At 62.0% G+C, this 25,532-nt stretch carries 22 protein-coding genes and 11 pseudogenes; 16 read left to right on the top strand and 17 right to left on the bottom strand.

Features of this window, described 5'->3' with window-relative positions; translation table 11 throughout:
- Positions 1-144: 144 nt before the first annotated feature.
- Positions 145-1,497, bottom strand: a complete 1,353-nt coding sequence (locus AB870_RS23045) for a hypothetical protein (RefSeq protein WP_047909270.1) — start codon at positions 1,495-1,497, stop codon at positions 145-147.
- A 550-nt stretch (positions 1,498-2,047) separates the two neighbouring features.
- Here AB870_RS23045 and AB870_RS23050 point away from each other — a divergent pair.
- Positions 2,048-2,773, top strand: coding sequence for an IS6 family transposase (locus AB870_RS23050; RefSeq protein WP_047909271.1), 726 nt, complete (start codon positions 2,048-2,050; stop codon positions 2,771-2,773).
- A gap of 108 nt (positions 2,774-2,881) precedes the next feature.
- On the opposite strand, the gene AB870_RS23055 is transcribed toward AB870_RS23050, so the two are convergent.
- From AB870_RS23055 to AB870_RS23065, 3 genes are all read right to left on the bottom strand, one after another.
- Complete coding sequence (locus tag AB870_RS23055) at positions 2,882-3,280, bottom strand: PIN domain-containing protein (RefSeq protein ID WP_047909272.1); 399 nt, start codon at positions 3,278-3,280, stop codon at positions 2,882-2,884.
- A complete protein-coding gene (locus AB870_RS23060) occupies positions 3,277-3,522 on the bottom strand; it encodes an AbrB/MazE/SpoVT family DNA-binding domain-containing protein (RefSeq protein ID WP_047909273.1) in 246 nt (81 codons plus the stop codon). Before AB870_RS23060 ends, AB870_RS23055 begins: the two co-directional genes overlap by 4 nt.
- A gap of 98 nt (positions 3,523-3,620) precedes the next feature.
- Entirely contained in the window at positions 3,621-4,313 is a 693-nt protein-coding gene (locus tag AB870_RS23065) for a site-specific integrase (protein ID WP_047909274.1), read from the bottom strand.
- A 220-nt stretch (positions 4,314-4,533) separates the two neighbouring features.
- Here AB870_RS23065 and AB870_RS23070 point away from each other — a divergent pair, with 220 nt between their 5' ends.
- Positions 4,534-4,689, top strand: coding sequence for a hypothetical protein (locus tag AB870_RS23070; RefSeq protein WP_157112497.1), 156 nt, complete (start codon positions 4,534-4,536; stop codon positions 4,687-4,689).
- Positions 4,690-4,804: 115 nt separating this feature from the next.
- Here the strand turns inward: AB870_RS23070 and AB870_RS23075 are convergent, their stop codons facing one another.
- A complete protein-coding gene (locus AB870_RS23075) occupies positions 4,805-5,044 on the bottom strand; it encodes a hypothetical protein (protein WP_047909275.1) in 240 nt (79 codons plus the stop codon).
- Positions 5,045-5,336: 292 nt separating this feature from the next.
- On the opposite strand from AB870_RS23075, the gene AB870_RS23080 reads away from it, so the two are divergent.
- Positions 5,337-5,609, top strand: a complete 273-nt coding sequence (locus AB870_RS23080) for an AbrB/MazE/SpoVT family DNA-binding domain-containing protein (protein ID WP_047909276.1) — start codon at positions 5,337-5,339, stop codon at positions 5,607-5,609.
- Positions 5,606-6,010 carry a type II toxin-antitoxin system VapC family toxin gene (locus AB870_RS23085; RefSeq protein WP_047909277.1) on the top strand — a complete coding sequence of 135 codons (405 nt, stop codon included), beginning with the start codon at positions 5,606-5,608 and terminating at the stop codon, positions 6,008-6,010. The genes AB870_RS23080 and AB870_RS23085 overlap by 4 nt, the downstream gene beginning before the upstream one ends.
- A gap of 37 nt (positions 6,011-6,047) precedes the next feature.
- Here AB870_RS23085 and AB870_RS23090 read toward each other — a convergent pair whose 3' ends face one another.
- From AB870_RS23090 to AB870_RS23110, 5 genes and pseudogenes are all read right to left on the bottom strand, one after another.
- A complete protein-coding gene (locus AB870_RS23090) occupies positions 6,048-8,294 on the bottom strand; it encodes a phage integrase family protein (RefSeq protein WP_053059768.1) in 2,247 nt (748 codons plus the stop codon).
- Between the two features lie 107 nt (positions 8,295-8,401).
- Positions 8,402-9,070 (bottom strand): hypothetical protein, encoded by a 669-nt coding sequence (locus AB870_RS23095; RefSeq protein WP_047909278.1) that lies wholly within the window; start codon positions 9,068-9,070, stop codon positions 8,402-8,404.
- Complete coding sequence (locus tag AB870_RS23100; RefSeq protein WP_047909279.1) at positions 9,071-9,835, bottom strand: hypothetical protein; 765 nt, start codon at positions 9,833-9,835, stop codon at positions 9,071-9,073. It abuts the gene before it with no gap.
- An 8-nt stretch (positions 9,836-9,843) separates the two neighbouring features.
- A complete protein-coding gene (locus AB870_RS26840; RefSeq protein ID WP_167362753.1) occupies positions 9,844-10,101 on the bottom strand; it encodes a tyrosine-type recombinase/integrase in 258 nt (85 codons plus the stop codon).
- A gap of 220 nt (positions 10,102-10,321) precedes the next feature.
- Positions 10,322-11,144: pseudogene (locus AB870_RS23110) on the bottom strand (ISL3 family transposase); the annotation flags it as partial.
- A gap of 466 nt (positions 11,145-11,610) precedes the next feature.
- Between AB870_RS23110 and AB870_RS26540 the strand changes: the two are divergent.
- Positions 11,611-11,760 (top strand): hypothetical protein, encoded by a 150-nt coding sequence (locus tag AB870_RS26540; RefSeq protein WP_157112498.1) that lies wholly within the window; start codon positions 11,611-11,613, stop codon positions 11,758-11,760.
- Between the two features lie 109 nt (positions 11,761-11,869).
- Here AB870_RS26540 and AB870_RS25815 read toward each other — a convergent pair.
- Together AB870_RS25815 and AB870_RS26990 are read right to left on the bottom strand one after the other, a co-directional pair.
- Positions 11,870-12,269: pseudogene (locus tag AB870_RS25815) on the bottom strand (transposase); the annotation flags it as partial.
- 129 nt (positions 12,270-12,398) lie between these two features.
- Positions 12,399-12,554: pseudogene (locus AB870_RS26990) on the bottom strand (ATP-binding protein); the annotation flags it as partial.
- Positions 12,555-12,726: 172 nt separating this feature from the next.
- On the opposite strand from AB870_RS26990, the pseudogene AB870_RS27215 reads away from it, so the two are divergent.
- Positions 12,727-12,860 (top strand): annotated as a pseudogene (locus AB870_RS27215) (ArsR/SmtB family transcription factor); the annotation flags it as partial.
- A gap of 113 nt (positions 12,861-12,973) precedes the next feature.
- Positions 12,974-13,051 carry a hypothetical protein gene (locus AB870_RS27580; RefSeq protein WP_418304023.1) on the top strand — a complete coding sequence of 26 codons (78 nt, stop codon included), beginning with the start codon at positions 12,974-12,976 and terminating at the stop codon, positions 13,049-13,051.
- 147 nt (positions 13,052-13,198) lie between these two features.
- Here AB870_RS27580 and AB870_RS23115 read toward each other — a convergent pair whose 3' ends face one another.
- Positions 13,199-14,092: a hypothetical protein gene (locus tag AB870_RS23115; RefSeq protein ID WP_047909281.1), complete on the bottom strand. Its 894-nt coding sequence runs from the start codon at positions 14,090-14,092 to the stop codon at positions 13,199-13,201.
- A gap of 321 nt (positions 14,093-14,413) precedes the next feature.
- A pseudogene (locus AB870_RS23120) lies at positions 14,414-14,848 on the bottom strand (Tn3 family transposase); the annotation flags it as partial.
- Positions 14,849-15,121: 273 nt separating this feature from the next.
- On the opposite strand from AB870_RS23120, the pseudogene AB870_RS25835 reads away from it, so the two are divergent.
- The 4 genes and pseudogenes from AB870_RS25835 to AB870_RS23130 all read left to right on the top strand — a co-directional run.
- A pseudogene (locus AB870_RS25835) lies at positions 15,122-16,183 on the top strand (IS110 family RNA-guided transposase).
- Between the two features lie 12 nt (positions 16,184-16,195).
- A pseudogene (locus tag AB870_RS25840) lies at positions 16,196-16,381 on the top strand (IS3 family transposase); the annotation flags it as partial.
- Positions 16,382-16,667: 286 nt separating this feature from the next.
- A complete protein-coding gene (locus AB870_RS23125; protein WP_047909283.1) occupies positions 16,668-18,074 on the top strand; it encodes an HdeD family acid-resistance protein in 1,407 nt (468 codons plus the stop codon).
- Between the two features lie 501 nt (positions 18,075-18,575).
- A pseudogene (locus tag AB870_RS23130) lies at positions 18,576-18,940 on the top strand (transposase); the annotation flags it as partial.
- A 30-nt stretch (positions 18,941-18,970) separates the two neighbouring features.
- On the opposite strand, the pseudogene AB870_RS23135 reads toward AB870_RS23130, so the two are convergent.
- Positions 18,971-19,903: pseudogene (locus AB870_RS23135) on the bottom strand (IS3 family transposase); the annotation flags it as partial.
- Positions 19,904-19,953: 50 nt separating this feature from the next.
- Between AB870_RS23135 and AB870_RS23140 the strand changes: the two are divergent.
- Complete coding sequence (locus AB870_RS23140) at positions 19,954-21,111, top strand: IS30 family transposase (RefSeq protein ID WP_047909286.1); 1,158 nt, start codon at positions 19,954-19,956, stop codon at positions 21,109-21,111.
- A gap of 9 nt (positions 21,112-21,120) precedes the next feature.
- Here the strand turns inward: AB870_RS23140 and AB870_RS23145 are convergent.
- Positions 21,121-21,738 (bottom strand): annotated as a pseudogene (locus AB870_RS23145) (transposase); the annotation flags it as partial.
- 359 nt (positions 21,739-22,097) lie between these two features.
- Positions 22,098-22,277 (bottom strand): annotated as a pseudogene (locus tag AB870_RS26550) (IS481 family transposase); the annotation flags it as partial.
- 276 nt (positions 22,278-22,553) lie between these two features.
- Between AB870_RS26550 and tnpA the strand changes: the two are divergent.
- Genes tnpA through AB870_RS23165 form a run of 4 tightly spaced genes read left to right on the top strand, consistent with a single transcriptional unit; the run spans position 22,554 to position 25,512 of the window.
- Positions 22,554-22,940 carry an IS66-like element accessory protein TnpA gene (tnpA, locus tag AB870_RS23150; RefSeq protein WP_047909217.1) on the top strand — a complete coding sequence of 129 codons (387 nt, stop codon included), beginning with the start codon at positions 22,554-22,556 and terminating at the stop codon, positions 22,938-22,940.
- Positions 22,937-23,284 carry an IS66 family insertion sequence element accessory protein TnpB gene (gene tnpB / locus AB870_RS23155; RefSeq protein WP_047909218.1) on the top strand — a complete coding sequence of 116 codons (348 nt, stop codon included), beginning with the start codon at positions 22,937-22,939 and terminating at the stop codon, positions 23,282-23,284. The genes tnpA and tnpB overlap by 4 nt, the downstream gene beginning before the upstream one ends.
- Positions 23,285-23,313: 29 nt before the next feature.
- Positions 23,314-24,876 (top strand): IS66 family transposase, encoded by a 1,563-nt coding sequence (tnpC, locus tag AB870_RS23160; protein ID WP_047909219.1) that lies wholly within the window; start codon positions 23,314-23,316, stop codon positions 24,874-24,876.
- Positions 24,877-24,915: 39 nt separating this feature from the next.
- Positions 24,916-25,512, top strand: coding sequence for a plasmid pRiA4b ORF-3 family protein (locus AB870_RS23165; protein ID WP_047909220.1), 597 nt, complete (start codon positions 24,916-24,918; stop codon positions 25,510-25,512).
- The last annotated feature ends 20 nt before the right edge of the window (positions 25,513-25,532 follow it).

Genomic DNA, 25,532 nt, shown 5'->3' on the forward strand with positions numbered 1-25,532 from the left:
CAGTCTACGCGACGCGCGGCGGGCGGCGCGTCGAGCCCCTTGCCCGCGCGGCGGCGGCCACCACAGCGATGGGCGCCGCCGCAGATCTGGCAGCCCGGTGGCCGGGGCGCGTGAAGCGCCAGCGCCGCGTGGCGGCGGCGTAGGTCACTGGGTCGCCGGGGATGATGGCTCTCGCAACGCGACCAGCAAGGCGTCGAAGTGCGCCTGAGCGGTGGCGGCCTCCTCGGCGTACCAACCCGCGTTGACGGAGTCTTCGGCGTTCTGGGCAAATTCGCGGCAGGCCAGCGCGTAGAACCCCAACGCTTGCTGGACCTCCGTGTTGGCCTGCTCGGCCTGCCCTGCGCCCCGATGCGCTTCGGCGGCGGCCGCGCAGCGCTGTCCGAGCGCCAGGTAGCACTGGCCAGCCGCGCCGTGATCTCCTGCTATCTTGAAGTTCTCGGCGGCCTGCTCGTAGTCGAGCACCTTCATTAAGGCATGCCCTGCGCCCACGTAATCTTTCGCCGCCCAATGGGCGAACGCGGCGTTCTGGCGGGCACGCCAGGCTTCCATGAGGGCGGCCTCGGCCAGCGCGCGTGCACCGGCCTGATGATGCCCTTGTGCGATGTCGACCCAGATGTCAGCGATTGCCTCGAGGACGGTCGCGGTCTGTGCATACATCTCCAAATCCGCGAAGGCTGAGGCGGCGACTGCGCCCACGACGACGGCAACCGTGGGCAGCCCCAAATCTCCGTAGAGGGCGCTCACTGCCGCAAAATCGTGGGCGGCCCGCGTCATGGCGTCCAGAGACGCCGCCGCGTCGCTGGGTTGAGGCTGCGCGTGCGCGGTGAGGACGAGCGTCTGCTCGAGATCAAGCCTGCTGGCCGTCAGGAATTGCTCGACGGCGGCCATACAGTCACGGCCCTGCGCGTGCGCGTCGCCGGCGTAGCGATGGAGGTCGGCCACCCACGTAGCCTTACCCGGCACATGCGCGAAGCGGTTCGCCGCGCTCTTGAAGCAGGTGGCAGCCTGCGCGTACTCGCCTCTGGCCCGGCAGGTCTCCCCGTCTTGGCGCCACACCTCGCCATCCAGATGCCACCGGTCCTGTTCCGCAAGGTGCTGGGCGAACGTGTTGGCAGGGGCGCTGGGGTCGAGGCTCCGCCGCAGCGCCTCCGCGCCGGTGGGCGAGAGACGGCGCGCCAGCCTCGCCAGCACGGTCTCGCGCAGCTCCAACGCCTCGCCCGGCGGGTGCCCGTCATCGGCGTGCTTGTGGAGCATGAGTTCGACAACGTCGGCGCGGACTTGGTCGACATTCGTGCCGTCAAAGGCCTCGTCGCACCAGCTCCGCAGCGCAGGCGCCTGCAGGAGCGCCTGACGCACCGCAGTCAGCGCCTCGCCGTCTTGGAAATTCAGGCTAGAAGGGATGACCGGCATCGCGCCCGGGTCGGCGACGGGGGCGTCGATGGGCATGAGCTGGCCAACCGGCGGGGAGCCGGGACCGGTGACATTGTTGTTCCACATTGGAAAGCTCCTAGGGCAGGCCTCAGCGAAAGCCGCAAATAGGCGGCACGCGGCCGCCGACAAGTCTGACAGCATAGGGGGCACCGCCGGTCGCAGGCTTCCGGCCAACACCTGAAGTCATGCCCGGCCGAGACGCTCACGTGCCGCAGGCCGCCTCCCCGGCGGGGCGGGGTGACCGGCCTACCTTGTCATGGCGAATCCGCTCGGACAAGGCGTCCTCATGGCCGTCCCACTGTGGTCCAGCACCTAAAGGTGGCACGCAGCATAATCATCGTCGCCATACTGGAGGCTGCGGATCCGTCGCGAATGATCTGCGATGTAAGGAACGTCATGCTCCAACCAATTCAGCTGCTGTCGCTTCCGCTTATCGGCTACCGGATGGCTGGTGCGCCGCCATCCTGCTGCGCGTGCGAAGTGACGTCGCTGAAGCAACGTCAGCCGCCTATACGCTCCATGCGCTCGACTATTTCGATAACGAAATGCAGGCGGTTCCGTCGCAATAGGGGTAGTCAGGTAGACTCCAAGGTTTCGAGCGCCGGGAACCCAGTCGATGAAGCGCGCAGCCAAACCGCCGAGAAAGCCCTTGCCCGCAGGCATCGCCAAGGTCCTGAAGCGGTTACACTACCCGTTGGAGGTTATGTTGCAGTGCGTGCGCTGGTACATAGCCGATTCGCTGAGCTCGCGAGATCTGGAGGAAATGATGGCCGAGCGAGGCGTGGCGGTGGACCACTCGACGGTCCATCGCTGGGTGATCAAGTGGCTGCCGGTTTTCGAGAAAGCGATACGTCGCCGCCTGCGCCCAGTCGGTGAGAGCTGGCGCATAGACGAGACCTATATTCAGGGCAGAGGCCAGTGGAAATACCTCTACCGGGCGGTGGACAAGGCGGGCCACACCATTGATTTTCTGCTATGCGCACGCCGCGATACCGCCGCCGCGCGCCGGTTCTTCGAAAAAGCCACCGCCGGGCGGGGCACGCCGACGACCGTCACCGTTGACAAAAGCGGGGCGAACCGCGCCGCGCTGCAGGCGCTGGGCGCCCAGCGCGAGACGCCCATCGAAATCCGCCAGAACAAGTACCTGACCAACCTTGTCGAGCAGGACCACCGCGCGATCAAACGGCGCGTCAGACCGATGCTGGGTTTCCAGAATTTCCGTTGTGCCCGCATCGTCCTGGGCGGCATCGAGGCCATGCACATGATTCGCAAGGGGCAGATGCTTGCCCCAAAGGGACGCCGTGCGTCCCCTGCTGAGCAATTCTATGCACTGGCCGCGTAAAAACCAACGCGCCCCTGGCTTCGCTTCCGCGCAACTTCGTTATCGCGACAGAACCCAAGCAACTGCATCTCAGCTACCGGGTCACTCATCGTTTTCTTCTTTCCTCGCTCACTTAAGCAGACGCATCCCGGCTACTCTCGCCGCAGTCCCGTCAAAAGTGACGGTGTATTCGCACTCGGCAGCGTGACCGGAACGTTCAATCAAGCAATCTGCGAAATCCGCCTTCGCAGACGCCACGAAAACGCGTAGCGCTTTGCGCACAGTGTCTGCACTTTCGACAACCAACTCCTTCGTGGCGATCATCGAATCGATGATGTCTTTCATCTGCTCCCGATCGACACCGTAGCAGCGCCCGAGCACCCACACGACCTCGACCAACGCAACCTGAGAAACATATCCCGGTTGTTCCGCCGTGAGAGACTCCATCAATGCCGTCGCCTTCCTGGACTGCGTGACGTCGTCCTGCGCGAAGTACCGGACCAGAACGTTCGTATCCAGTCCGATCATCGTGCCGATGCTCCCTGCTGGGCGATGGCAAGATTCATGTCTTCGACCGACACCGGTTTGGTGGGCTTCTTGACGACGCCTTTAAGCGACGTGAGCGAGCGCGTGGCGGGATAGACCTCGTACCGACCCGTTGCCTCGTTGAAGCTAAATTCGATCCGGTCGCCGGACTCTAGGCCCAACTGGTTCCGCACGTCCACCGGGATCGTGACCTGGCCCTTCGATGTGATTGTTGCTGCTGTCATTGTGACACCTCCGATATTCCTTACTCTAATGTAAGGAATATCAAAATGCAAGGTCCCGCCGCACGATGAGTAGGCTTGATCTTGACCATTTAGGCTTGTCAGCCCCAACCTTCTCCCAAAGCTGCGACGGCCTCTCTCGCCTCCCGTGACGTCATCTCCAAGGGACGGGAACACATGGTCCAAGTGGTGTGACCGAGAAGAATTTTCACCGTCTCAATCGCATGGCCCTGCGCCAATCGACGACTGGCAAACGTACGGCGTCCCGAGTGGCTGCTGTAACCCTTCCCAAGCCCTGCGGCGCGGTACAGGGCGGTAACATAGCTCTGCAAGCTGTCCGCCGCCAAGTACTCGACCTGCTCCCCGGCATCATTCGTCCGGCGCTTGACGCTCAATTCGTAACGGCTCCCTTTATGAGTCAGGATCAGCGACGTCTGAGACATCAAGCCGCGCCACTTCTGGCGATCCATCGCAGTGCCCTTGCCTTTCTCCCACCGCCATTCGATGTAGCGATCAAGCGCGGCAAGCGTCTTCGGATGGCTGCGGTACACGCAGCGCTGGCGACAGCCTTTCGTGATTGCGGCCCGCAGACTCACCTCTTCTCGAATCAGTCCCGAGGGCTGAAGCTGGTCGGCCACTTCGTTGCGGGCAATCTCGGAGATCCGCATGCCGCCGGCGTCACTGAGCCGCAGAATGAATGGGGCACGCTCAGGGTGGCGACTGGTCGCCTCTGTGACGCGGAGCAGACCGCGGATTTGGGCAGGTTTGAGGGTCTTGGCGCGTTTGCCAAGCATGGTTTCTCGGTCCTCGTAATGCGCTCGACATTGAGCCTGTTACGAGAGAGAAACGGCGGGCGCTCCTTTCCATCATAAACGCCCGTGTTCCCTGCCGTGCTCGGAAAATCGCGCTTCGACGTCGCGGCGCACGCGTCAATCACGCTATACACCCAGGATGAGCAGCGTCTGCATGCGCCGTATTGAGCCCATGGCCGCCTGCCCGTCACGGGATGTGACCATGTGGAACTTGCTGTATCACGTCGCGCGCGAGGTCTGGACCGTCTTGCGCTTTTTCGCCTTTCTGGCCGACGGACTCTTCGAGGGGCTGCGACTCGCGTTGCTCGGCTATGTCCTTTTTCTGACGTTACGCAGCGCTGTGCCGCCGCCGGGCTGATACAAGCGACCCCGTCATTTGGCGGGGTTTGATGAGACCGGCTTGCAAGACCACGCCTGGGGGGATACTTCAACGTGGCGCCGACGGATCTCGATCTCCTCGACGCCAGCGTAAATCACCCTTCATCGTTGAGTCGAACGGACTGAACATTGTGCAGTGTAGGCAACAAGGGCACGCCGGATGTCTGGCCGCACGCGGCCAGGGTCATGGCCTTGACACGCAGTTGTTTGCCCGACCGATAGCCACCGGCGTAGGACCAGCTGCACAGGTGGCCGCACACTGACGAACTCGCCTCGTAGTCCGCCTTGGAGAGCTTTTCGCCTGCGCGGCGAAGCCGTTTCACGTCGACGAGCATGATGGATACTGTGCACTTATACAGTGCTATATATAGGCAGCGGAAAATGGCAATCACAAGCGGCCGTTCGACGTGACCGAAACCGCCCGCCGGACGATGCTGCGTCCATAAGGAGGCTTAGATGCGCTGCTCGGCTCGAATTGTGGCGAGGTTCTGTCGGTACGAGCGCATGCCAATGAGGATTGCCGGCACCTCATTGAGAGTCGCAAATCACAGCGTCGCTCCTAATGAGTCGATTGACGCGGGGCAGTACGGCATATACAATCAGACATATACATAGGAGGGCCATGCCATGCCTACCCTACGGACGCCTTCCCGACCCAAGGAGGCCAAGCTGTTTCGCAACAACCGCAGTCAGGCGGTGCGGATTCCTGTGGAATTCGAGTTGCCAGGAGATCGTGTGCTAATCCACCGCGAAGGCAGCAAACTCATCATCGAGCCAGTGACTCGGCCAACAAACATCGTCGAACTGCTGGCCGAGTGGAGGAAAGAAGCGCCGCTTGGGCCAGAAGATCAGTTCCCGGCCATTGAGGACATTCCCGCCCAGCCGGAGGACATATTTTGAGCGGGTATCTGCTGGATAAGAACATCATCAGCGACGTGATCCGCAGCCCGGATGGGGCCGTTGCACGCCGCATTGAGCAGGTCGGACCGAAGAAGATTTTCACCAGCATCATCGTCGCAGCCGAGTTGCGCTACGGCTGCGCAAAGAAGGGCTCTTCCAAGCTGCTCACCAAAGTGGAGGGCATCCTTGAAACGCTCCCGGTGCTACCGCTGGATATTCCGGCTGACGCGGAATACGGTGCTATCCGCACCGAACTGGAAGCGGCTGGCCAACCGATCGGCATGAACGATCTGTTGCTCGCCGCACAAGCCTATGCGCTCGGCCTCACACTAGTGACGGACAACACGCGCGAATTCAGCCGCATTCGTGGCCTCAACGTAGAGAATTGGCTGGAAAGATAGCTACGCTGCACTTAGGCGCAACCTTGCGCCGCGTCAACTAGCTACCGAACACCTTGTCCATGTCAGCCGCACGCCGGCGCTTCTCCGGGCGCAGGTATTTCGAGGTGGTCGCAATGCTCGCGTGCCCCATCAACTTCTGCACCACTTCGAGCGCGGCGCCGTGCTCGAGCGCATGGGTGCCGAACGTGTGACGCAGCCAGTGTGGCGTGGCCACGGCGAGCGACGCGGCGGCTTCCGGTGAGGCCGTCGCCAACGCCTGCGCCGCGGTGCGGTAGCCGCGCTGGATCACCCGGCGCAGTGCAGCTGGCGTCAGAGGCGCGTGCTGCGAAATTTCCCCGTTTGCGTCAGGCGCCCCCCTGCCCGGCTTGCTCGGCCCGTCCTGGCGAACCTCTTCCGGAAGTCGGCCAATCAGCGCCACGCAAGCCAAGTCCGGATTCGTCACCATCTGGCGCAAGTCCGTGCCGAGGCTACGCCCGGCCAAGTGCGTCTCGATGCGGCGCACGAGCGACCCGGCCAGCTCGACATCGCGCCGCTTGCTGCCCTTGCCCACGACGCTCAAACTCCATAACGGCCCCGTGTTCGCCAGCATCGTACAGCGCAAATCGCCCACGGTCGCACGCGCGAGCTCGGCAAGACGCAATCCCGTCGTGCGACCCAGCTGCAAGACAAACAGCGTGCGCTCGGCCGACGCGTCGTGAATGGCCCGCGGCCGCCAATAGGCTTCGAGCGCATCCCACACGGCGTCGGTCAGCGCGTGCTCGACGTGCATTGTGCCGAACGCCGCTGCGTCCACCGCGCGCGGCTTGGCCACGAGTTCGAAGGGGTTGAAGCGCAGGTACTGAGACTTCACCAGCCAGCCACACATGCCCTGAAGCACGGTCATCGACAGGCGCACGCTCGCTTCGTCGAGCGGTTTCGAGAACGGTCGCCAGGCGGCCGTGAAGCGGGCGGTACCGCGCGGTGCGATCCAGTGCGCGGGTGGCGCGGCGAGGAACGCCCGGTAGGCCGTGACATCCTCGACGGTGAGCGCGGCAAGAGGCCGCCGGCACACGGAGGCGAGCCAGTTCAAAAAGCGCTCGGCGTGCTGCCGGTAAGACTGCACGGTCCCGGGAGCCCGTCCGGCCGCCACCGCAGCGAGCCACACCTTGACCGCAGCGAGATCGTTGCCGGCGCGGATCTGTCGGTTGGGCGCGAAGGCAGCGACATCCCCCCGAGCCGCGCGATCTCGCGCCCGGTACCACTGTCCGCCACGCTGTCTGACAGGCCGCCCGCCATCGCGTCCCCTAACACGGCCGCGCTCTGGCGACCGGCATTGGCGTCGAAAGATTCGACGATCGCGCGCCGATGCGGGAGTTCCCTCGAAGTCCGGCCATATCAGCCACTCGAGCGGCGCCACGCCGTCGACGTGAACACTGAGTCCCCTGATGGCGCGCTTGGCCTCGCCGCTCAGTTGGCGGCGCGGCGTGAGTGCGATCGCGGGCAGCGTGCGTCCCAGCGAGTCGGCATGATCGGCGAGCCATTGCTGCAAGCGTTTGGCCCCGATTTCACCCAGGCTGCGGACCTTGGTGTACCAGCGCGGACCACGTTGGGTGATGATGTCGAACAGATCTGCCAGTTGCACGACGCCGGCGTGTTCAAGGCGGCGTGCGAGCGCCGGATGAAACCAGCCTGCGCAGTGGTGGTGCTGGGCTGGCTCGACCGCGAGCAGCGCCTGCAGCGCCCGCAGCGCCGCGACCTGGCGGCGGCGCAGCCGCTCGTTACGCTTGGCGCGCCGATCGGGTCTGGCCTCGGGGTAATGCTCGGCGAACAGCGCCAGCAGCTCACGCTGGCTGTAGAAGCCGTCCGGATCATGCGCTTCGGCAAACTCTTCGAGGCTCGGTCGCGTGAGGGCCACGACTGACGGTCGACGAAACTCTGCCGTTGGCGGGGCGCCGTTCGCAGCCGCTTCCTCAGTCGAAGCCTGCTGCGCGGGCGCAATGGCGAGTAGTCGTGCAGCGCTGTAGTTTTGCGCGCGGCGCGCGCCGGCGATCAGTCGCTCCTGGATCCACACGAGCGTCGAGCGCGCCATGCGCAGATCGAGCCCCGTCTCGAGGTACTGGTCAGCCAGCTTGTCGAGCGGCAGGCGCTCCAGGTAGCCGCTGAAGAACGCGAAGTGATCGATGCCCAGGTGTTCGCGCCGCGCCCACTCGGCGCGTGTGCGCGCCCTGCCCCGCACGGCACGGTTCTCTGGTGTTGTATCCGGTGACGGCGTGCCGCGCGACTCGACATAAGCGACGTCTGTCACATCACCCGTGCGCGTGGCATGTCGCCCTGGCGTTAGATTGTCTTTCGCTACCTCTTGCATTTCGCCCCCCGATGCCTGCTATGCCCCGCGCGGCGTTGCCGAGCGTTCTAACTCTGCGATAACGGGGGCGAGGACAGCCCCAGGCACCACGCTCCCCCCACTCCGCGACCGAGCAACGCTTGCAGCCGTGCCTCGTCAAGTTGGCCGCTGGTAAAGTCCGCGATCAGTTGGCCCTCGAGCGCGTGCCGAGCGATTTGTAACGATGCCTCGGCCCCCTGAGACAATCCGGAGGGCGAGGACTTGTCGCGAGCAACCAATTGGTCGAATAGCCCGGTCGTGCCACGCAGGCCTTGCTGCTGTTGTTGCGCCTTTAGTCCGTCAATGCCAAAGGTCAACATGTTCCATACGCGCTGAATCTGTCGATCGACCAGTTCGCTCACCGCACCGGCCAACTTCGCGGGATCAGCCGCAGCCGCATCGGTGAGCCTGGCGTGCTCGACCTGTGCGGTACGCGTCAGTGCATGCTCCTGGATGCGTTCCAGCAACAAAAAAATCTCGTTCTCGGTCACCGTGCGGGCTTGCCTGATCTCCTCGGCGTCGGTCTGCGCGGTAGGCACCTCGCGGCGCGATGCCGCACTCTCGCGCACCACCGTTCTCCGATCGGCAGGGTGACCGGCCGCGAGCGGATCGATATCGACGCTCACCTCTCGCGATGCGCTTACCTGAATGCCGCGCGCAAAGACCATCGCGGCGTGGAAGGTGGAGAACAGTGACACTCACGCATACGCGACACCCCCGCCCTCTTCGGCCCCATCGGCCCGTTCGGCCGCACTGGCTCCCGCCTCGATGCCGACCGTCACGCGGTGGCCGAAGTCGTACGCGTTGGGTGCGCCGTGGGGATCGTCAGCGCACGATCCATCCGCATTGCCAGCGGGCCACCACCAGCCGATCGGCCAATCGCCGCCGAAGGCCGTCAGACTGGCGTCAAGTGCAGTCTGCGCCGCCAGAACCTCGGGGGTCGCGTCGACCTGCTGCGTGTCCAACGGATCGCCGCCGGCTTTCACGACGGCACCGCGCGCGCGTTCTCTGGCACGCTCGAGCTGCGCGGCCGCCCAGGTGAAGTCGATGAACGGACGAAACGCCGCGCTTCGCACCGCCTCGGGGAATTGCTCGGCGAAGTGGGTCTGGGCGATATAGGCCAGCGCCGCGAGGGTACTGCGGTCGAGGCGAAGCGCGATCGGCATCATGGGCAACAAATACTTGGTCCTCGTGCCCTTTTGCGGTGCGCTGGCGAGCGCCCCTTGTGATTCAAGCTTGGTGATCCAGTTCGTGCCGGCTGCGCGTGTGGCGAAGCCCATGTGCAGGGCCGTGCCTTCGGCCAGCGTTTCCTGATGAATTAGCAACGGCTGGGTAAGTTCGCTCGTCGCGGCCGAGAGCTTCACGCCTTTCGGCCCGTCGGGCACGTCAACCAGGACGGACTTGGGCGCCTTGGCACGGTCCGGCAGTCCGGCGCACGAATGCGAAGACAGATGGTGAAACACCTACCCGATTAACTCCCAAACACCTTATCCATGTCGGCCGCGCGCCGGCGTTTCTCCGGATGCAGGTACTTCGGGGTGGTGGCAATGCTGGCGTGCGCCATCAGCTTTTGCGCGACCTCGAGCGCCGCGCCGTGTTCGAGCGCGTGCGTACCGAAGGTGTGACGCAGCCAGTGCGGTGTGGCTCGGTTGAGCGTCGCCACTGTCCCGGCCGCGCCGGCCTGCTGCTGCGCAATTGCCCGGGCAGCGCCCCGATAGGCCCTGCTCAATGACCTGGCGCAACGCGGTCGGTGTGAGCGGTGCGTGCGGCGGAGAGCTGCGCCCCATCGTTTCTCTATTCGTTGGCCATGTAGTTCGTACGAGTACTCGAGATGGCAGCGGTCTGCGACGAACCACTGCCCTTGACTTCGCGGCCTCGGAAAATGGCACGAGCACGCCAGGTTTTGCCGACTTGCATCACCCACACGTCGATCGTCTCTTCAGCGGCTTGGATTTGAGGACTTTGCGTGCTGGCCGGTCATCTCGGAGTCGGTTGGCCTGATCGACTCGGGCCCGGTCGATTACCTCGCGCCCGTACTTGGCACCGACATGGAACAAGTCATAGACGATCTCGGCTTGCGGGCAATTCGCTTTGATTTCGAGTTCGTAGGCCGTTGTCATGTCAATCGCAACCGCCTCGATACGCTCGGCAACGCCCACTGGAAGCTGCTCAAAGAAGGCACGGGCAGTTTCGCGCGAACGGCCATTTCCATTCCATAGCACCTGCCGACTAAGCGGCTCGACCACGATCGTGGCATAACGATGGCCTTTGTGCAGAGCGAATTCGTCCATCGCCAAATAGCGAACCCGTGCCCAATTCGGTTCGGCAATACTGGCTTGCAGACCCGCCTTGTCGATGGCTTTAACGGTGTGCCAATGCAAGTCGTAGAACGCTGCTACGGCTTGCACATTGGTTGACTTAAGCAGAATTTCACACGCCTTGGCGAAGCGTGCCGTAACCCGCTGGTAGCGCCCGAGCCAGTCCAACTTCTCCAACCTCGGGCCACCACAGTGTTCGCACCCCAGCCGACGACGGAAGCGGCACATGCAGCACCACTCGATATTCAAACAGGGGAAGATCCCGAACCCGGCGCATCGTTGTCTCGTCGATCTGCGAGCAACGCTTGCCGCATTGCTCGCACAACAATATCACTCGACTTGATGGCTTCAGATACAACGACAGCGTTCGACTGTCCTGCGAAGGCCACTCCACTCGCTCAACTCGGTATCCCGTCCAGCAACCGAGGGCTTCCAGCGTTTTTCGATCTAGCAATTTTTCCTCCGAACACCGTCTCTACTGGCGTCAGATTTGCAATTGCATCGAAAACGTCCACGGTTTTCCACGATAAACCCAAATCCCGGTAAGGGCGGGATGAGGAGCGCCGCGAGTGCCGCTCATGCGATACATCGCGCCGTGCGTTCGCCGCGGGTGTCGGCAAATCGATAGTGACGTCGGCCGAGCGCCATGGCGCGCCCCGCGCCCGCTCAACCATCGGAGGGCCGATCTCGGCTTGTGCGCCATCGCAATATCGATGGGCACTGGCCGGCTTGCCGCTGTTTGTCGCTGCTTGCCGGGCGTTGATCCCGGCGCTCGCCCGGGCACCAGCCGGCCGTGAAAATCGGGTGTTCGCCCGAGGCGGTCTGATCCGGCGAGGTCGATACTTCACTCAACGACTAGCGCAACCCAGCGCAAGCCGCCCGATCAACCCGAACCACTGACTTGATGAAAAAGAACCCTCATGTTTGCACCCATCGTCTACGTCATCCTCACGTTCCTCGGTCTACTCGGCCTCCTCGCCCCGGAGTTCGAGCGCCTGCTCACCAACGACGCCTACGTCGAAACCGGCATGCACTGCGCAATCACGGTCGGTCATATCTTCAGCTACTGATCCCGGGTGGCCCATATGGATTTCGCTGACGCGGGTCTCAGCTAATACGCGAACTCTAAGTTCACGACTCTTCTCAGACGCGCCTCGACCCGGTCCGACCTGCTAGCCATCAGGCAACGCTTTGCTTGCGCTCCTTGGTGAGGGAACCTACCACCGGAAATGTGCAGCCGCGGCGCAGTTTTTTCGCGTCGACAGGCGCCTCGTACCGGGTTTGGCGGAATAGGACGGCCAAGACGGTCCCGGCCAATTTGTTGGCTACTGCGGCAACAACGACATTGAAGGGGCGCCGCGCCAGCAAGTCGTCGAGCCACGGTGTTCGACGGGCCACGGAGTATCACCGATCGCGCACCGTGCACCGGCAGCGCTCGAAGGTAGGTGTTACCTCGTTTGCTCAGGCCACGCTGTCGTATGCGAGCGCCACTTCCGGTTTGCCGCGGAACCAGGCCGAGCCACGCGGCAAAATCCCGGCCGCAGCGGAAGGTAGCGGGAGTGCCAAACGCAATCTCAGCCTGATACAGCTTCAGACGCACACGCACTCGTAAATTGATACACCGATGCCGGTGGTTATGCATCGAATGGCTGGGTGCTGCCTCCTTGAGATTTCGTTTTCGTTCGACGTCATCGGCCTCGATGGACGACGGTGGAATGCGGTTGATAACACCGGCTTGCCGCTCCTCCCTGAGTCGGTAGGAGTCCCCGGAGATGGGGATTACATGAGCGTGGGGCAGTAGCCGATCAAGGAGTGCCGCGGTGCGCGTCGCGTCGCCGGCAAGCGTTTGATCCCACTGGCCAAAATGCCGCTGCATCACTCGGGACCGATGGAAGGCGAAAAACCGAGGGAAGCTCCGCTCCCAATAAACGGATTTTTTCGTACGCTAGCAGACAGCGATTGCAGCGACCCCACCATCGTGGGCTGCCGGGCAGGCTCAATTTGCTTCTATTCGATACTTCGATTAATAGCGAACTATGCAAACGAAACCGGTTGTTGTGGCCTTGGCAGCCCTGGCCCCTGAATCCCGTCGGGCCGTGTTTCGTGCGCGGGTCCAAGCCGGCCCGGAAGGTTTGCCGGCCGGGCGAATCGCGGGCTGCTGGATGTTCCGCGCATTGCGTATCCCATCGCAGCCAGCGAAGCCGGCGCGGGCCTGCGCAGGCTCGCTGAGCCATGGGCCGACACGACAACGCCGGCCGCGTGGTGTCGACGGTATTCGAGAGCATGGCCGAGTTCGAACGCAGCCTGATTGTTGAGCGTACTAGGAGCGGCCGAGCTGCTGTAAAGGCGCGCGGCACGTAAGCGAGTCCAGGGTACCGTCTCGACGGTCGGCCCAGAAGTTGCCAACGTCGCGCTCACCGCACCGCGTGGCGGGAACTACGCCGAACACCGAAGCCCCAAAGAAAAGGAGCCACAAAGGCGTTTTCATGCGCCTGTGCATCACTCCCTTCACTGGGCCGCTCGCCAAGGCCGCTCCGTTATCCCCATCCCAATGTCCAAGGCACGTGCATTGACGATACACAGTTGGTCCTGCGAGACGATGGCCTCGACCTCCATGTGGGGCTGGCCCACAAACATGCCGAGCGCCCGGAGGAAGCCGTTGTCCTGCATGCTTAACACGCAGTTCGGCGCGAGCCGCGCCAGGTCCGGCCTCAGTCGGTGGCTCTGCTCGGGCTGCTTGCTTTCCTCGAGCTCCCTGCGCTCCGGGTCCATGGGGTGGTCGACCACTCCGAGCGCTTCGGCTAGCGCCGCGCGCGTCGCCGGAGCCGCGAACTTGGCTAGCAGGTTCTTTTGCGCCAGACTCATGCGCTCGAAAACGGAGGCTTCCGTGAAGTTGCCGGCCTGGAGCAGCGCCTCGACTTCGTCGGGTGCCGGGTCAGGCGCATTTCGGAAGTTCTCGGTGGCGGCCCTGGCGGCGTCCCTTGGCTCCACTTGCATGGTGAGCGGGGCGGCGTCTACGCCGCTGAGGGCGATCGTCACAGTGTCATGAGCAATTTCCTGGTACTCGAACTTGCTCTGATCTTCAGGAATCATTTCCCTCCTGACGCGCTCAAAGAGCTTGAGTACGTCGGGCAGGTCGTCGTTGCCCGGGTGAAAGAAGCAATACAGTAGCTCCCGAGTCAACGCCGTCTGGTGGGGCATCGAGGAGAACAGGTTGGCGAAACAGCCTTTCGAGCGATTGACGTCTTCGAAGGACGTAGCCGCGCGGGCATCCTCAACGTCGCCGACAGTGATCGGCGAGGAGGAGCCCTTGAATTTTAGAACCTCCTCTTTGCGTGACCTGACGGGTGCCGGGTGCCCTGTTCCAACGGTGGTCACAGGTCCGGCGGTGTTGAACTCCATGTGTGTTCTCCTGCAAGTTCGAGGTGGATGGCATAAGTTGCCGCGAAACAGAACGGCCGCGGCACCCGGCTCCCCCCACAAAGCCAATGGGGCGGCGTCAATGTGGACGGCCGCCACCCCGTATGCTCCCGAGGCGCCGCGTAAAATCGGCTGTTCACGTTTGGCGGCCGGCCCACAGCGGATGTTCTGCAGCCATTGTGGACTTCCCCCAGGAAGGCCGTCCTCAGGCGAACACCTGAGGTGGGCGACGGCGCGGAGGCGGGGTCCGGGGAGCAACGGAACAATGAGTCAGTTAAGCTCGGCGAGCTCGCCCGAGGCACTTCATAGATCGCTTCCTCTTGTCAAAGGGCGCAACGCTCCGCGCGTAACGGACCCGGGTACGCAGAACGAATAGCGCCCGAGCCGGTTGATGGGCTCATGGCCGAACGGCGACAGCCGTGCCTCGTTCTCGGGCAGCACCGGGTAGCCCTCGCTGCGCAATTGCGCCAGCACCGCGTCCATGTAAAGCGCGTTCCATAGCACGATCATGTTCACGACCAGGCCGAGCGCGCTCAGCTGGTCTTCCCGCCCTTTGCGGCAGCGCTGACATAGCTCGCCGCGCTTGCCATGGAAGACATCGCGCGCCAGCCTGTGGCGGCCTTCGCCGAAGTTGAGTTGCAGCAGCGTGGCGCGGCGACGGGACTTATCCTCGATGAAATTCAACGTGTAAATGGTGTTGTCGATGCGGCCGATTTCGGCGATCGCCTGATCCACGCTGTGGACTGCTGCCGGGATCGTAAGCACTTCTGGCCTATGATTTGAGCATAGGAGGAAGTCACTCAGTCTAAGATCGACTTTGAACGTCGCTCCGATCTGACCCGTGCTGGGATTGGCAAAATTGCCCTGGAGTTGACCTGTCGATCAGGTGCCGACGTTCCCCAAGCGTTGCTGGGCCCAGCGTCTGTGACCTGATAGGAGCCTTGTTCTGCACCGTGAGTGTCCTGTCCTGCGAATGGGGTTGGCGATGCGCCCACTACAAAGGATGCTCGCATGGACAATCGAACGACGGAAGCTGAAGTCATTCTCGGTGTCGACACACATCTGGACGTGCATGTTGGGGCCGTGATCAATGAGGCGGGAAAATGGCTCGGTACGTTGTCTGTGCCTGCCGATAGCGCTGGTTATCTAAAACTGTTGATCTGGGCAAATTCATTGGGGCGTGTGCTACGCGCTGGCGTCGAAGGCACGGGCACCTACGGCGCTGGCCTGGCACGTGCTCTGCGAGACCACGAGATTGAAGTCCTCGAGGTCAATCGTCCTGATCGAGCAGCTCGGCGATTACGAGGTAAGTCGGATCCGACCGATGCAGAGAGCGCCGCGCGATCAGTCCTTTCGGGAAGCGCTCGAGCTATCCCAAAGACGCAGTCCGGTGCCGCCGAAGCGATGCGTGCGGTCTCTGTTGCGCGACGCAGTGCCGTTAAGGCGAAGACGCAAGCGATCAATCAGTTGAGGGCATTGCTTATTAGCGCTCCCCAGGATATCCGTGAGCGCCTCTGGAAAAGCAAGCCGGCTGATTGTGTCGCGGCCTGCGCACGCTTGCGCTCACTAGGAAACACGCCCTTGCTGCAAACGCTAACGGCCACATTACGGCTGCTTGCCAAACGCTGGCTGGCACTGGCTGATAAACTCCATTCTCTTGATGAGATGCTCGAAAGCCTAACGAGTCAGCACGCCAAGCGACTGCGGGAGAGATTCGGCGTCGGGCCTCAAACCGCTGCAGTCCTAGTGGCCGTCGCGGGTGACAATCCGGAGAGACTGAGAAGCGAAGCTGCTCTTGCGGCACTCTGCGGTGTAAGTCCTTTGCAGGCATCGTCAGGAAAGACGGTTCGGCACCGATTGAACAGACGCGGCGACCGTTCTGCAAACAACCCGCTACGGACTATTGCAATGGTACGGATGCGCAGTGATCCACGAACACGCTAATATGTTGAGCGGCGTTCGAAGGAGGGCATGTCGACTAAAGAAATCCATCGCTGCCTGAAGCGCTACATCGCCAGGAAGTTGTACCCTCTCATCTTGGCGGATTTAGCGGATTCAACACGATGCTGTTGACATAGGAGCGTCAACGCGGTTGCCGAGTCCTTCTTCAGCAGTCTGAAGAAGGAACGCGTGCGAAAACGCGTCTACAAAACCCGTGATCTGGCGCGCGCCGACATCTTCGATTACATCGAAGTCTTTTACAATCGAACCCGCCGTCATACCCATCTGGGCGGCATCAGTCCCGAGGCCTTTGAACGTGCCTTGGCGTGAGGCTGGAAAGTGTCTTAATTCCGGCAGCAGCCCAATTCAACCGGTCAGTGCTACGCATCTCAGGTGTTCGCCCGAGGGCGCTCTTAGCGATGCGGACGACAATGACAACACGACGTCCGTCACGACTGAGGCGCACTCAGACCCACCCCCGGCGTCAGAATAGTCGTCGCCTCTGAACTTTCTTCTCAAGTAAGGTCATGCATGACAACGCCGACGTTTTCGATTTCATGCGTCGCGACGTGCGGCCCTGGCGCGCCCTGGCGCATCGCTACAACGGAGACATGCCTTGTTTCGCCTGGTCCTACTTCTACTCGGTGTCGACTATCTGCGCCGTCGTTCGCGCGCTCTGCGCTGGATCGGCGTGCTGTTCTTTGCTGCCGGCTCCGCGCTGATCTTCGATGCGCTCGATGGCGTGGTGCACTTCCCGCTGGAGGTGTTTGCGTGGATGATGCTGGTCGAAGGGCTCGCTACACTCTCCATCGTCACCATTGGCGTGGGGGGGCAGCGCCTCGTGCGCGCCGTTAAGGGTGGCACCTTCACGCTGACAGCGGTGCTGGTGCTGTTCTTCGACCAGCACGTGGGCAACTTCTGGCTGTCGATGCTGTTTGGCACGCTCTTCCTGGCCGATGGCCTGCTGCAAAGCGTGGCGGCGTACGTCGTGCGCTACCCGCGCTGGCCGCTCGCCTTCGCGGGCGGGCTCTTCCAGATCCTAATCGCTATCATCTTTTACCAACCCTACCCGACGCACTATCGCGGCACCCTGCCATACGCGCTCGGTCTGGGGCTGGTCTTCACCGGCTGGAATCTCCTACTGCTAGCGATGCGGGCGCGATCGATGACCTCGCAGATGCGCATGGAGGAGATTCTCGCCAGCCCCCAGGAGAAGCGTGAGCTGTGGCATCGGCGCAAACGTACGCCGGCGCCGCAGTGGGATGGGCCGCCGACTGCGGACGAACCCGCCCTGACGGTCCACGTCTGGACGCCGTCGGGGTCGTCACGGGCGCCTGCGCGCCGGCACCCGGTGATCGATCGCTACATCGCCGCGGTCGATCGCAATGGCGTGATCTCGACCGGCCACGCGGCGCTGGAGAGCCCCGAAGGCATCTACATCAGCCTTTACCCCGCCGTGGAAATCGATCGCTCCCCTGACGCCTTTGCGACGCTGCTGCGCGCCACCCATGACAACGACGTGGCCGGCATTTTCCAACCGAGCTATGCCCATGAATCGCAGGCGTGGTGTCCTTCGACGGTCAAGGTGCGCATCCGCAACTACAGCCCCGAACAACTGGCCACGTTCTGGCAGGAGTACCGCACCGATACCACCTACAACCTGACGCACCGCAACTGCTCCAGCAGCGTGGCGCTGGCGCTCGAAGCCGCGCTCGAGGGACGGATCGGACGCCTGACTGGCGGCGACGATGCTGGCTGGTGGACGTTCCTGCGCCTGTGGATGACGCCCGAATTGTGGGTTGCCGCGCAGTTGCGCAAGCGGGCACAGACGATGGCCTGGACACCCGGTCTCGTGCTCGATTATGCACGGGCGGTGAGCATGCTCGCCGATCCACGGCCGTTCGGGTGGTTCAAGATGGCGACCGTGGCACTGCGCCGCATGCGCAGTTCGCGACGTGCGTGGCGCGAGGCTGCCGATCAAGCGGCGCCTGGCGTGGCCCCGCCAGGCACCGGGGCCCAATAAGCGGCGTTCCCGCAGACCCCGTGACCTGCCGCGGGCGGGCCCGGTCCCTGATGGCTTTGCCGCAATAACGACGCGTAGGTGAACGAGAGCCGCGATCGCCTGGCGCGCTTAGAAGGCGAGGGTACGCACGAGTTGCAAATTTACTCCCCCAGGCACTGTCACGTTCGCGGAGAGTTAGCGTATCTATGGACTCCACCCGTTTTGCAAGGAAAGGGTAGTAGCGACTATTGCGTTCCTCGTCAACATCAAAACCTTCGTTATCCGAATATGATCGCCTCAAGTCGGCCCAACACTTCATCCATCACAAAGTCGGGATCGGTTTCCTTGAACTTGGCTTTACGCACGCCTCAATCCAGCGATTTAGCCTGATGACAACGCATAGCACCTTGCGTAGCTGTTCCGTTGCCCATGAGCGTTACCACGGTTCCATAGGTCCGACGTCTCCCCCGATTTGAGTAGCGCGGCGATTTAGAGTCCGATCACGTAGTTAGGAGATTGGACATGAAGAAGAGACTCACCGACGAGCGAATCATCGGCTTCCTGCGGGAAGCTGAGACGGGGATACCGGTGAAAGAACTATGCCGCCAGCACGGCTTCTCGGAGGCCAGTTACTACCTATGGCGCAGTAAGTTCGGTGGCATGAATGTCTCCAACGTGAAGCGGCTGAAGGATCTGGAGGCTGAAAACGCCCGGTTGAAGAAACTGCTGGCGGAATCGGTGCTGGAAAATGAGGTGACGCGCGAGGCGTTGCGAAAGAAGTGGTGAGCGCACTATCCCGCCGAGAGGTGGTGCGCCATATGACCGATAGTGGCTTGAGCGAACGCCGAGCCCTACGGGTCATCGGCATGAGCGCCAGCGCCTATCGTTAGGGGGTGCGGCTAAAAACTTGGACTGGGTTACGCCGCAGGGCCGAGGCTCTCTCGGTATTCGAGCGGACTGAGTGAGCCAAGAGAGACCTTGATCCGCTTTGCGTTATACCAGCGGATGTACGAGTCGACTACTTCGACGAACTCGTCGATGCTTGTGGCCCGCCAGTCCCGAGAATAGAACAGCTCCGTTTTCAGCCGGCCGAAGAAACCCTCGCACGCAGCATTGTCGGGCGAGCAACCTTTTCGCGACATCGAGCGAACCAGTCTGGCCTCGTGCATCCGCGACAGCCACCCGGGCCAGCGATAGTGGGCGCCTCGATCGGAGTGAAGGACAGGCTGGGCGTTAATATCCGCCACCGTCTCGACCGCCGCATCCAGCATGGTATTCACAAGCTCAGCGTCCGGACGCGTGCCGATCGACCAACTGACAACGAGCCCATCGAAGCAGTCGATCACAGGCGATAGATACACCTTGCCGGCTGGAATCTGGAATTCTGTAATGTCGGTAAGCCACTTTTTATTCGGCGCCGCCGCTCGGAAGTCGCGATTGATGAGGTTCTCTGGCGCGGGGCCTATTTCTCCTTGATAGGAGCCGTAGCGACGCCGGCGGACAGTGCCAGCGGCCAAGCCTTCTTGCCTCATCAAACGCCGTACGACCTTCTCCGATATGACGACCTGCTGCTGACCCAGTGCCGCGCGTATCCGGCGATAGCCGTAGCAACGGTAATTGAGTTGGAAGATGTCTGTGATGACACGTCGCACGCCAGCATACTTGTCAGCGACGAGCAGCCGCGCGCGATGGTAAAAATAAGAACTGCGGGCAAGGCCCAATACGGCGAGCAGCTCCGGCAGCGCGTAGGTTTGTCTCAGGGCGTCAACCAGCGTCGTCTTCTCCCGATTGCTCAGGAGCCGCGGATGGACGCCCAGGCCTTTTTTTAACAGTTCATTGGTAGGTTCAATGGGTCGAGGCAACACCTTCCTATTAATATCGAATGAGGGAGGGTTGAGGAATGGCACAAATGGGACGGCCAGGTTTGCCGCCGGAAGGCAAGTCAGAGGTTTGGCGACGGTGGCGAGCAGGTGAATCGTTTCTTGGCATCGGCAAGGCGTTAGGCAAGCCTGCCGGCTCCATCTACGGCGTGATCCGACTATGCGGAGGGTACACCCCTAGTGTTCGTAAGCGGTCGTTGCGGGCATTGAGCTTGAGCGAACGTGAAGAGATCTCGCGGGGCGTCTCGGCTGGGCTTTCAGTTCGAGCGATTGCCCGCCAGTTGAACCGCGCGCCTTCAACAATTTCCCGTGAGATTGCGCGTAACGGCGGAACAGGCCACTATCGAGCTCTGGAAGCGCAAGAGCGAGCCTTGCAGGCTGCTCTGCGACCCAAACGCTGCCTCCTGGAGCAGAACCGGCGCTTGCGCTATGCGGTCGAGCGCAAGCTCTACCGCGAATGGTCTCCGGAGCAAGTGAGCGGTTGGCTTAAGAACCGATATGCCGATGACGAGGCGATGCGCGTGTCTCACGAGACGATCTATCGCAGCCTGTTCGTGCAAGCGCGCGGCGTTCTCAAGAAGGAGCTGCAGTATCACCTGCGGACCCAACGGAAGATGCGTCACTCACGCTTTTCCAGCACGAAGGGAGCTCGCAATAAGATTGCTGACGCGGTTTCGATTCACGAGCGACCACCTGAAGCAGCCGACCGTGCGGTACCGGGGCATTGGGAAGGAGATCTCGTCAGTGGCGCCAACAATACTCATGTCGCCACTTTGGTCGAGCGGCGATCGAGGTTCGCCATCATCGTCAAGGTAAAGGGGAAGGACACGTTGAGCGTCGTGGCGGGCCTGAAGCGCGAGGTTAAGCGGTTGCCGCAGCATCTACGCAAGTCGCTCACCTGGGACCGAGGAATGGAACTGGCGAACCACAAAGACTTCACGATCGCCACGGATGTGAAAGTCTACTTCTGCGACCCGCGAAGTCCTTGGCAACGCGGCACCAACGAAAACACGAACCGACTCCTGCGTCAGTACTTGCCCCACGGTACGCAACTTGATCAATACTCGCAGGCGGAGCTGAACAAAATTGCAGCGCGGCTCAATGAAAGGCCCAGAAAAACATTGGGCTTCATGTCTCCGGCCGATAAACTACGCGAGGCTGTTGCAGCGACCCATTGAACCTACCTTGGCCTTCTTCAGGATGTCGTGTTCGAGTTGCAACTGCCGTATGTCCCGTCGAAGCGATTCGACCTGCCGCTCGAGCTCGGCCTGTTCAAGGACCGGTGTTGAATTCTTATCGCGTTTCATGGATGCCGGGGCCTCGCGGCCGAGTAATTTGTTTTTCCAGTTGTATAGCGTTGGCCTACTTACACCTATCTTCTCGGCGATCTCGCGCGCACCACCGTTTCTGGTGCATAGCTCAATGACCGCTTCCTGCTTCAACACCGGGGACAACGGCGCCTTCGGAGCATTGCTGACAAGGCGTTTCCGAACATCGGGGCGCAGCTCGTCGACCCACGCGGCCAGCACGGTGTCACACGGATATCCCAGTGCTCGGGTGGTCCCAGCAAGGCTACGGCCATGACTCAAATAATGCTCGACCGCGATCTCTTTCTGTTCGGCCGAGTACCTTGGCTTGGAGCGGCGATAGGCCGCCGGCAGATCGCCCGCCTCAATGAACGCACGGTACCATCGCGCCAAGTTCTTGCGCGAAGGATATCCCAGCTCGCGGATGGTCGCCGCTGCGCTCCTACCGTACTTGATGTAGAGCTGAACCGCTCGAACGCGGTCTTCGTACGAGTACATGAACTACCTCCAGGTAGTCCAAGTTTTCGTCCGCACGCCCTTATGCCGGAAGGTGGGTCAGATTTAAACCGGCGTTGACAACTACAACGAGCCAAGACCGCACAGTGCACTGAACTACCTTGCGCCGTCAGAGTTTGCGGCGAAACATCGGGCAACCGCGGAGGCTCCTGCCGCTTTCCAGGAGCTGGTTTCAAGGGACTTTGCTAGACGCCCATTGGCCCTAGACGGTGGCAGGTCACGAGGCACGCAGGTGTGCGACGGCGCGCGCTGTAGTCCCCTACGGTCCGGGCAGTCAAGTGCCGACACGTCGCGGATCCGGCGCGGGGCGGGCCGAGGCCGTCGCCGGACGTTGATGGCCCTTCGACTCGCCGTTCGCGATGCCGAATTCGCTCTTTCCGCTCGTCGTACGCACTTTCCACCCGCTGTGCGACAGGTGTGATTTCAATGAGCTCCGCGATGCGGTCAATAGGCATCTTTGCGCCCAAGGAGCCGTGTGGCCGACGCCAGTTGTCGTTGACCTGCCACTCTTCGATTCGCAAGACGACTCGATCGCCGAGTCGGCGGCACGGTCTCCAAAATCTCTTCCGCCTTTGCGGCCGAATCGACACCTGCGCCGTGCCACATGAAGATTATGCCAACTACGTTGACAAGCACCGGCGGAATTTTCGGTGCTGGTGGCATGGCCCCTCTTCTCGGCGCGCTGTTGATCGATGATCAGATTCCGTACGTTAGTAAGCGAGTCCCGAGCACCGTCTCGACGGTCGGAGGATAAATTGCCAGAGTAGAGCCCACCACTTCAAGTAGCGGGGACTACTTTGACCACAGAGGCACCGAAGAGAATCGGCCGCAAAGGCGTGCCGAATCATCCCATCGAATTCCGTCGGCAACTGGCAACGCTCGCCTGTGAGCCTGGCGTGTCGGTCGCACGCTTAGCGATGGAACACGGCCTGAACGCGAACCTGGTCTTCAAATGGCGCCGTTCGTTGCGCGCTGGCGAATATGATTCGATGAGCCTGCTGCCGGTCAAAGTGGAAACGCCAGCGACCGAGATCGCACTACCGGCGCCGACGCCAGTGCCGAGACCCGCGCCGACCGGCACCATCGAAATCAGCGTTGGCCATGCCCGCGTACGCATTGACGGCGTGCCCGATGAGAGCACGTTGACGCTGGTGCTTCGACTGTTGCGCGGCGGATCTGCATGATCGGCCTGCCCAGTCGCACGCGAGTCTGGCTGGCAGCAGGCGTGACCGACATGCGCTGCGGTTTCAACATGTTGGCGGCCAAGGTCCAGACCATATTGGAGCGAGATCCGTTCAGCGGTCACGTGTTTGTGTTCCGGGGCCGGCGCGGCGACCTGGTCAAGGTGCTGTGGTGGAGCGGCGATGGTATGTGCCTGCTGATGAAGCGGCTTGAGCGCGGTCGTTTCGTCTGGCCGCGCGCTGATGGCGGCGTGGTCTGCCTGAGCCAAGCCCAGCTGTCGATGCTGCTCGAAGGCATCGATTGGCGGCAGCCGGTCCGCACCACTGAACCGAGTTCAGCGTTGTAAACCATCCAGCGCCCGCGTAAACTGCGGGCATGACCACGGCGAACACCTATCCGGACGATATCGACGCGCTCAAAGCTTTGTTGCGTGAGCGCGATGCACATATCGGCCATCTGGAAGACCTGGTCGAATCGCACGAAGCTGTGGTGGCGACAGGCAAGGCCGAGATCGAACACCTGAAGCTGCTGATCGCGAAGCTGCGCCGCATGGCGTTCGGACGCAGTTCCGAGAAACTGGATCGCCAGATCGAACAGCTCGAATTAAAACTGGAAGATCTCGAGGCCGATGAAGGCGCCACACCCATCGAACTGCCGAAGACGCCGCGCACAGCGGCAGAGCAGATCCAGCGCAAGCCACTGCCGGACCATTTGCCGCGAGAAGTGCTGACGCATCTGCCTGAGTCAGGCAAAACCTGCACGGCCTGCGGTGCCACCATGAAGTTGCTCGGCGAAGACTTCTCCGAGCAACTCGAATACATCCCCGCCAGCTTCCGCGTGGTTCGTCATGTGCGGCCAAAGCTGGCTTGCGCATGCTGTGATCATATCGCCCAGGCACCCGCGCCGAGCCGCCCGATTGAACGTGGCCTGGCCGGCCCCGGCCTGCTGGCGCATGTGTTGGTGGCGAAGTTCGCAGACCACCTGCCGCTATATCGTCAATCCGTGATCTATGCACGCGAAGGCGTGGAACTGGATCGCTCGCTGCTGGCGAAATGGGTGGGCCACGGTGCGAACCTGCTGCAACCGTTGGTCGAGGCACTGCGCCGACACGTGATGGCGGCCACGAAATTGCATGCCGACGATACCCCGGTGCCGGTGCTCGCTCCCGGCAACGGCAAGACGAAGACGGGACGGTTGTGGGTCTATGTGCGCGATGACCGGAACTCGGGCGACATCACGGCGCCCGTAGTCTGGTTCACCTACACCCCGGACCGCAAGGGCGAGCATCCGCAGCAGCACCTGACCAAGTTCAAAGGCACGCTTCAGGCCGATGCCTATGGCGGCTACCAGAAGATTTACGAGCGCGGCGATGTCGTCGAAGCTGCGTGCTGGGCGCATGCGCGGCGCAAGTTCTACGACCTGCATGCCGCACGGCCGAATGCCCTGAATACCGAGGCGCTGGAGCGCATCGGCGCGCTGTACCGCATTGAAGACGAGATCCGGGGCCAACCGCTCGATGCCCGGCAGGTCCGTCGGCAAACGCATGCCAGACCACGGCTCGACGAACTCTACGCATGGCTAACCACCATGTCGGGAACGCTCTCGCGCAAATCCGACACGAGCCAGGCGATCCGGTATGCCCTGAACCGGTGGACGGCGTTGACGCGCTATTGCGATGACGGACACCTTGAAATCGACAATCTGCCTGCCGAGCGGGCGCTACGCGGTGTGGCTGTCGGCCGTCGCAACTACCTGTTTGCAGGCGCGGACTCGGGCGGCGAACGGGCCGCGGCGATCTACAGCCTGATTGGCTCGGCCAAGCTCAACGGCATCGACCCCGAGGCGTATCTGCGTCATGTGCTCGGGCGCATCGCGGATCACCCGATCAACCGGATCGAAGAATTACTGCCCTGGATGGTGACCATTCCCGTACAGTGAAGGGATAATGCCATCGACATTCCAGATACCGGAGATCAGATGGCCAAGTCGTTCCAGCGTTATACCCTGCACGTGCAATTGCTGCATATCGAGCCGCCCATCTGGCGTCGCGTCACGGTCGAGGGCCCCGACACCCTGCGCAAACTACATCACATCCTGCAAGCCGCCTTCGGCTGGGAAGACACCCATCTCCACGACTTCCTGATCGACGGCAAGACGTATGCCCAGCTCGATATAGACGCAGGACTGGAGTTCATGGACCTGACCAAGACGTTTGATGACCGGAAAGCCAAACTGAATAGAGTGCTCCGGCCTGACTCGCACATCATTTACCAATATGACTTCGGTGACGGTTGGTATCACCAGATCGTCGTCGAAGACATTGAAACGATTGAAGGCGAATCATGGGGCGAGTCCAGGGTTCTCGATGGCGCGCGTGCCTGCCCGCCCGAAGATGTCGGTGGTCCGCCCGGATATGAAGTGTTCCTGAGTACCTTGCGCGATAACCCGGACAGCGAGGAAGCCACACACTACCGCCAGTGGGTTGGTCCAGGGTTCGATTCAGAGCGACTCGATATACGTGCTGCCAATGCAGCATTGATGCGACTGGCGGCCAATCGATGGGGGAATCGATAGCCCGTCAAGACGGCTTGGGG

Origin of the sequence: Pandoraea faecigallinarum, assembly GCF_001029105.3 — a bacterium.
In the GTDB taxonomy this organism is placed as follows: domain Bacteria; phylum Pseudomonadota; class Gammaproteobacteria; order Burkholderiales; family Burkholderiaceae; genus Pandoraea; species Pandoraea faecigallinarum.